The organism is Rhodanobacter glycinis, from assembly GCF_006438785.1.
Taxonomy (GTDB): Bacteria; Pseudomonadota; Gammaproteobacteria; order Xanthomonadales; family Rhodanobacteraceae; genus Rhodanobacter; species Rhodanobacter glycinis_A.
Genome location: NZ_RCZB01000010.1, coordinates 1 through 6,208, shown reverse-complemented (window position 1 = coordinate 6,208; position 6,208 = coordinate 1). Strand labels below are relative to the sequence as shown.

7 protein-coding genes and 1 pseudogene are annotated in these 6,208 nt (G+C 56.2%); 2 read left to right on the top strand and 6 right to left on the bottom strand.

The features are described from left to right. Both EAH75_RS19500 and EAH75_RS19495 read left to right on the top strand, forming a co-directional pair. On the top strand, nt 1–268 hold a 268-nt coding region (locus EAH75_RS19500), incomplete at its 5' end, for an integrase core domain-containing protein (protein ID WP_140806416.1). A gap of 23 nt (nt 269–291) precedes the next feature. Next, nucleotides 292–708, top strand: a pseudogene (locus EAH75_RS19495) (DDE-type integrase/transposase/recombinase); the annotation flags it as partial. A gap of 1,091 nt (nt 709–1,799) precedes the next feature. On the opposite strand, the gene EAH75_RS19490 reads toward EAH75_RS19495, so the two are convergent. From EAH75_RS19490 to EAH75_RS19820, 6 genes are all read right to left on the bottom strand, one after another. After that, nucleotides 1,800–2,222 (bottom strand): hypothetical protein, encoded by a 423-nt coding sequence (locus EAH75_RS19490; RefSeq protein ID WP_140806567.1) that lies wholly within the window; start codon nt 2,220–2,222, stop codon nt 1,800–1,802. Nucleotides 2,223–3,769: 1,547 nt separating this feature from the next. Further along, nucleotides 3,770–4,069, bottom strand: coding sequence for a hypothetical protein (locus EAH75_RS19485; protein WP_140806566.1), 300 nt, complete (start codon nt 4,067–4,069; stop codon nt 3,770–3,772). A gap of 68 nt (nt 4,070–4,137) precedes the next feature. Further along, complete coding sequence (locus EAH75_RS19480; protein ID WP_140806565.1) at nt 4,138–4,404, bottom strand: hypothetical protein; 267 nt, start codon at nt 4,402–4,404, stop codon at nt 4,138–4,140. Between the two features lie 64 nt (nt 4,405–4,468). After that, the gene (locus EAH75_RS19475) at nt 4,469–4,858 is read right to left on the bottom strand and encodes a hypothetical protein (protein ID WP_140806564.1); all 390 of its coding nucleotides are present in this window, start codon (nt 4,856–4,858) and stop codon (nt 4,469–4,471) included. 537 nt (nt 4,859–5,395) lie between these two features. Beyond that, the gene (locus EAH75_RS19470) at nt 5,396–5,686 is read right to left on the bottom strand and encodes a hypothetical protein (RefSeq protein ID WP_140806563.1); all 291 of its coding nucleotides are present in this window, start codon (nt 5,684–5,686) and stop codon (nt 5,396–5,398) included. 306 nt (nt 5,687–5,992) lie between these two features. Continuing rightward, the coding region (locus tag EAH75_RS19820) for a DUF6869 domain-containing protein (protein ID WP_343182735.1) at nt 5,993–6,208 on the bottom strand (216 nt) is incomplete at its 5' end.

The following is a 6,208-nucleotide window of genomic DNA, read 5'->3' as shown; positions in this document are numbered from 1 at the left end:
GGTCTTTACCAGCCGACACTACACGCGACTGGTACGCAGCTATGGCCTGCGGCAGGAATTCATCACACCACATTGCCCACAGCAGAACGGCATGGTGGAGCGTGTCATCCGCACGTTGAAGGAGCAGTGCGCGCATCGGCATCGCTTCGAAACACAGCAGCACGCGATGCGCGTGATTGGCGACTGGATCCAGTTCTACAACCACCGGCGCCCCCATCAGGCGCTGGGCATGAAGACCCCCGCCGAGGCTTATGCTTTAGCGGCCTGACCTGTGCAGGAAGTGCTGGGTCATTACACAGTCACAAAATCGTGGGTTGGTCGATGTCGGGCATCCAAGATCGGCACATGGTGATCAAAGCCGTGCTGATGGCCTGCTGGCAGCGGCCCCATCGAGAGCCCCTCGTACTGCACTCCGATCGTGGAACGCAATTCACCAGCGGCGACTACCAGCGATTCCTCGCTGACCACCACATCCTGAGCAGCATGAGCGCCGTGGGTCACTGCGCTGACAACGCAGCGGCAGAGGGCTTCTTCGGCATGATCAAGCGCGAGCGCATCCATCGTCAGCGCTACTTGACCTTGGCTGATGCACGAGCGGACGTCTTTGATTACATCGAACGCTTCCACAATCCCCGAATGCAACGCAGAATCGATGTTCGGGACCAGGCCTTTACGGCCTTAACTCAACTGTCCGCGAAAACGGGGTAGAACCCCCGCCTCGAATGACTGGTTAGGCCTAGTAGCCACGTAGCGCACTGGAGAAGCGACCCTGTGAATCATATAGGTAGAAGTCGTCCGAATCGATTCCGTAGCTTCTAACTCCATCGACGTCGTGGGTGATTGGAATGACGCTGACTGACCAACCACCATGAATAAGGGGCGAGGCTCTGAATTCGCAGCCCTCCGCGTACTTTGCGCAGTAAGTGGCGGACCGAGCCTTTGCGTCTGCCAGAGCCGAGTCCGGCGACGCAACCAAGCCGGCGCTTGTTGCGCATCCCGCAAGAGCTGCAAAAAAAATAAGTAACGAGCAAATGTGCGGTCGCATAGGCCTAACGCTGGAGTTAAGCGGCGGCGAAGCCGTCCGCTTGAATGACTGGTTAGGACTTTGCGGCCCGAGCATGCCATGACCAACTGCGCCATGCCGTGCAAGAACACCGAGCCGAAACCCCCACGCTCTGAAACCTGATGACTTGCCGCAAACCCCAAAGGCAGCTTGCCGAAGCGAAGCATCTCACGTCAACGCGCTGCCTGACGAAAACCAAACTTGCGAACGGCACAGCAAGCAAAGACCTAACGCTGGAATTGAGCGGCGGCGAAGCCGTCCGCCTCGAATGATTGGTTAGCCGAGTCTAGCGGTTAAGTACATTTGAGACGTACCACGCAAAACAAGTTGCGAGGGGCGCAGGGATACCTGGCGCATTTTTGACGACCCAAGTCCTGATGGAACCTTCCTCCTGCATGCGAGCTGCGCCAGCCCATAAGGTAACGAAATGGGTACTGAGCGGGTCACCGTGGAAGAAGAGAAATGCCGAATCTGTATTGGGAGTATCGACGTAGACGATGTGCCAATCTGCCAGGGCGAAGGATTGGCTGACGGAAACCGAGCTGACACTTAGTTGCTTGGCCAGCACAGGTGCCCAGGCACCTCGTTGGGCAGTCGTGAGCGTACGACTCACCGCGTCACAAGACGTTGCCGAAGCGTGGCTACAAGCCGCGAGCAATAGAAGAGTGAGGATTGTGCGCATATAGGCTAACGCTTGAGTTAAGCGGCGGCGAAGCCATCCGCCTTGAACGAATTGTTAGACGTTCCTGCGACGTTGAGCAAAGCGAACAATTGCTGTCGCCGCTGGCAGCATGAATAAATCACGCAGAACGCTGTTAAAAGCCAAGAAATTACTGTATCGAGCGGGTTCGATGAAGACAAAGCGGTGTTGCCAAAGAAAGCTTGGTACAACCGCAATAATTAGGTAGACGAAGAGCCTGCGGGGACGCAATTTGCACAAAATATAAGCGGCTGGAAGGCAGAGAAAAATGCTGATGAGCCAGTCATATATGAGCAGTAGCGAGAGCAAGAAAAAGCTCGGGAAAACGTGCGAAGCGAGCCAGATAGGAACTGGGGAATAGGCTGCTATATAGGCGTCCACGTAGCGCAGAAGGAACGTCTGCAAAATGCCGACTGCAAGCGCAACGGACGCCGCGATAGGAAAGTTGTCAGACTTCATGCAATGCCCCCAAAGAACGTCTAACGCTTGAGTTAAGCGGCGGCGAAGCCGTCCGCCTTGGACGAAATGTTAGACCCCGAACCGCGCGGCCACAGATTGAATGGCCGGCATAGCTAGCTGAAGAGCCCAACGCTTGAGTGACTCTAACTCAGGCGCCAGTCGTTCGAGAGCTAGCGATGACCACAGAGCACGCGCCTCCCCGACAGGTAGACCGTCCAGCTCTGAGCAGACTTGGCCAATTGCGTGGGCATCAGGATCGCCTGGCGCCAGCTCGGCCTGCGCGAGAAGAGGCCCGAGCACCCAACATGCTTCAAGAATGTCCAGATTGCCCGCGACGGTTGCTACAGCGACGCGACCAGCCTCGTGCTGCAATTGCTCGATGTACTCGGCGTGCGACATCTTTTCCATTCGGGGCCTAACGCTAGAGTTAAGCGGCGGCGAAGCCGTCCGCCTTGAACGAAATGTTAGACCACAACGCCAGCCAGCCTACACACTGACAAAGCCACGTACACAACAAATGCCGCAAGTGTCATGGTGCGTGACCAACCAGGTTTGTTGCCGAAGAAAGCAAGCGAACCCCATGCCACAACTCCCGCACACTCAAGTGACAACTGTAGGGCGGTACTTGTGCCGTGGAGAATTGAGAGGGCGGCAGCTACTGCGCTGAGAACCGCAATGAACCCGGAAACAATCCGTAGATTCAGCGCAAGCGCTGGAGTTGTTGCTAAGTTGACGGCCATGCCGGTTCCTTTGCGGTCTAACGCTGGAATTAAGCGGCGGCGCAGCCGTCCGCTTGAATGACGGGTTAGGACTTTGCGGCCCGAGCATGCCATGACCAACTGCACCATTCCGCGCAAGAACAACGAGCCGAAACCCCCACGCTCTGAAACCTGACGACTTGCCGCAAACCCCAAAGGCAGCTTGCCGAAGCGAAGCATCTCACGTCAACGTGCCGCCTGACGAAAACCAAACTTGCGAACGGCACAGCAAGCAAAGACCTAACGCTGGAGTTAAGCGGCGGCGAAGCCGTCCGCCTTGAACGACTGGTTAGGCACGTTTTGTTGGCAATGCGCCACGTGAAAAGCAAATACCAGTGCTTGATGCCAAAATAATTGAGACTATGAAAGACGCCCAGTAAATACCATGATCTACTTGTGCCTCAGTCGGATGCCAAGCATTCATGGGATTGGAAACATACCACTCGTAGGGAACGGCCGCCAACGCGGAAATTGCTGCAAAACCGCCAATGTTCCGTACGCCAAGACGGTGAGCGAGCAGCAGAAGAGGGAGAGCCAGCGCATAGCCAATGACAAGCCGTACTAAGAACCAAGTAGCGAATGCGGGCACGAAATTACCGCTGACATCGTCGCTCCAAGACATTCGGATGACTAGAAAGGTTGCCGTTAAGAGAGCGCCCGTGAGCGGAGCGCCCCACAAGTAGAATTTCCCGAACCTTCCCGAATTGCGCATGTGATAAGTGCCTAACGCTGGAGTTAAGCGGCGCGCGGCTTTTCGCGCGTCCGCTTGGACGACCTGTTAGCCCTGAGCTACAGGTTGAAGAAGTAAACGGGCGCAAGGGCCGCAACGACCGCTGCTGCCTGAAGCGCCAAGACTGATAGCGAGAGACGCGGAGCGCGCGGCAGCCACTTGATTGCGAAGAACGCCACAAGGGGGACTTGGCCGGCTATGAGAAGCTGGAAGATGTGCGCGATAGCGCCCTCGTCGGCTTGATGTGCGACAACAGCACCAACCATGGCCACGTGACCGAGGACCAAAGCTAACGCCGCGACCGACATAACCAGCGGCAGGAACGCGCTTGGCCGATGAAGCACATTTGGAAAAGTCATCTCACACCTCCATGGTTGAAGGGCTAACGCCTGAGTTAAGCGGCGGCGTAGCCGTCCGCCTTGAACGATTAGTTAGACGTCTTGCGGAGAAGCCTGCTTAGCAAAAGCGCGAGTGCTGTGGGCAGGAGGCCGAAGACGACGATACCAACGGTAACCAAGAAGAAAGTGCCGACGGCATTGAAAGTGTTTGCCAAGACGCCGTGAGGAGCAGAAGCGATGTTGGGGCCGTACTCAGAGTAGAACGCAAAACTTGCCAGAGCGACCAGCACGCCAAAGAATGAACCAACCACTCCGGCACTGATCAGTGTCTGGCGAAATTGTACCGAGATGCGCATTTCGCTCCCTGACGTCTAACGCTGGAGTTAAGCGGCGGCGCAGCCGTCCGCCTTGAACGAGTAGTTAGGCAACGCTGCCGCGAAACGCCTTGAGCGCGATAAGCTCGCCTGCTGCTGTGCCAAGTGCCATAGCAGCGTACCACCACACAACCATGACTTCCTGCGATGCGGCATGAGGCAACGTAAACAGCGAGCCAAGGAACATGCCGCTAAGCAACAGGCTAGTAATACGAAGACACTGTAACGGGTCTGCCCACCACCCACCGCGAAAACCTCGCGAAAACGATGCGACTGGAAGACGAGATGTTGTGCGAGAGCGCGCAAACGCGACGGCCAAGGACGGAAAGACCAAGAGACCAAAGAAAGAAATGGTTATGAACACCCAGTCGACGTTGGTGTGGCCTTGAGTTTTACCAAGGACCGACAGGCCACCACAGAAGGTGGCTGCAAACAACGCTAAATATATCCATGGCCAGAGTCGCTTCATTGCGCTGCCTAACGCTAGAGTTAAGCGGCGGCGAAGCCGTCCGCCTTGAACGAAATGTTAGACAACGGCACGAGCCCACCTAGCCAAGCTATGCGCGCAGCGCACCCCATAAGGTAAGCGACCAAATAGCACCGAACACCGCTGCCCCTGCGAACCAACAAAACATACGTTTTGATATGACCCAATAAGCTGCACGTTGCTTTGGATCTAGAAACCAAAAACGACTGTATACGCCGGTATTTGTACCAATTACAAAAAGAAACCCTGGCACGATGAGAAACACTACGAAGACCAACAGCGAGATCAGGTTAGTGGTTAGAACGTCGTGGCCACGTTTTTGATGACTCATCCATTGATCCCAAGGAACAGCACCTAGTGCCGACCAAGCGCCTGCATATGTCGCAGTTCGTTGAGATGGAGCGATTTGCATAGTGAAGTCTAACGCTGGAGTTAAGCGGCGGCGACGCCGTCCGCCTTGAACGAGTAGTTAGAGCGCACCGCCACCTACAGCGTGCTCCAGACAACAGCAACCGAAGGCAGCAAGATTAACGCCGCGCAAGCGCTGGCACGAACCTTTGCGGCGGAAAAACTGTAGCCGGACAGCCAGAGCGCCGTGAGGATGCTCGCTACGCCGATGAGCAATACTGCCAGCGACTGGTGCCGAGCAGCTTCGATTTGCGCGTGAGGAACTGATGGCGACGGGTCGCCAAGTTGCGACATGACGCCGTAGTAAGCCAGCAACCAACCAGCTACAACAAGAAGCAAAGCCAAATTTGCCGCGGAGGTCTGTTTCATGCGCTCTAACGCTGGAGTTAAGCGGCGGCGAAGCCGTCCGCTTGAATGACTGGTTAGGACTTTGCGGCCCGAGCATGCCATGACCAACTGCGCCATGCCGTGCAAGAACAACGAGCCGAAACCCCCACGCTCAGAAACCTGACGACTTGCCGCAAACCCCAAAGGCAGCTTGCCGAAGCGAAGCATCTCACGTCAACGTGCTGCCTGACGAAAACCAAACTTGCGAACGGCACAGCAAGCAAAGACCTAACGCTTGAGTTAAGCGGCGGCGCAGCCGTCCGCCTTGAACGAGATGTTAGGCAAGTACTACCACGTTGCACCACGTGCCGCCTCTACACGCGCCCAGATATCGGTTGTGCCGCTTGCCCAGACTCCACCGAGCAGATGACGAAAGGCTGGATCTTGGCGAGCCTGTAACTCTATGCGGTCGATGAACTCGGGCCCGACGTAGTGAATGAGGTCCTCAAGCGGCCCCGCCGCAAGTACAGCAAGAATTGGCTCCGGTGGGTTGCGAGCGAGAAT